This is a genomic window from Myxococcus sp. AM011 (assembly GCF_013372595.1).
Classification (GTDB): Bacteria; Myxococcota; Myxococcia; order Myxococcales; family Myxococcaceae; genus Myxococcus; species Myxococcus eversor.
In genome coordinates, this window is the sequence record NZ_JABXEM010000571.1 from 1 (window position 1) to 1,088 (window position 1,088).

At 71.2% G+C, this 1,088-nt stretch carries 1 protein-coding gene; it reads left to right on the forward strand.

The window, feature by feature from the left end; all coding sequences use genetic code 11:
- Positions 1–897 (forward strand): sensor histidine kinase KdpD (locus HUW62_RS47370; protein ID WP_255204053.1); only part of this gene is annotated, 897 nt, incomplete at its 5' end.
- Between the last annotated feature and the right edge of the window lie 191 nt (positions 898–1,088).

Consider the following 1,088-nt stretch of genomic DNA (forward strand, 5'->3'; position numbering starts at 1 on the left):
GTGCTCGTGCCGTTGCAGGTGCGCGGGCGGGTGGTGGGCGCGCTGGCGGTGGCGATGGAGCTTTCGGGCACGGGCCGACGCACGCGGGAGCACGTGCTGGCGGAGGACGTGGCGCGCAGGTGCGCCATGGCGCTGGAGAACGCGCGGCTGTTGGAGGAGGCCCGCGACGCCGTCGCCGTGCGTGAGGACTTCATCGCCGTGGCGGCGCACGAGCTGCGCACGCCGTTGGCCACCATCACCCTGCGCGTGCAGGGGTTGATGGGGCTCTTGCGGGATGACCCTCGCCAGGGCTTCCTGCTGGAGCGCCTGGATGCGATTGCCCGCCAGTCACGCCGCCTGACGCGACTGGTGGAGAACGTGCTGGACGTGGGCCTGTTCAAGGCGGGCGGGCTGGAGCTGCGGCGCGAGTGGGTGGACCTCACCTCGCTGGTGGAGGAGGTGGTGGAGCGCTCCATGGAGGAGGCCTCGCGCTCGCGGACCCCGCTGCGGTTGACGACCCCGGGCGCCCGGGTGCGTGGCTGGTTGGACCGGGACCGCGTGGACCAGGCCCTCTTCAACCTGGTGTCCAATGCCATCAAGTTCGGCGCGGGGGAGCAGGTCGACGTGGCGCTGGGCCAGGTGGGCGACCGTGCCCGGCTGGTCATCACGGACCGGGGCATCGGTGTTCCTCCCGAGGCGGTGGAGCGCATCTTCGGCCCCTTCGAGCGGGCGGTCTCCACGCACGAATACGGCGGGCTGGGCCTGGGGTTGTACCTGACGCGACGCATCGCGGAGGCGCACGGCGGCTTCGTCCAGGTCCTCAACACTCCGGGTCAGGGGGCGTCCTTCGTGCTGGAGCTGCCAGTGGAGCCGGGGCTCTCGTTGAGAGAGGAGTCCCGGCCCCAGGCGGGAGCCTGAGGCGAGTTGCTGGGGGGTGGAAGCGCCAGCAGGGCGACTTCGAGGAGCAGGGTGGGAAAGAGATTCCCCAAGGGGAGGTGGGGGAGCTGTTCGCGAGCCAACGTCCCCAGTGGGCCCGTGGCGAGGCACGCCCATTGCTCTGTCGTGCGGGTATGTACCGTGGAGCGTGGCTCGGGGCGTTGGTGGGGTTG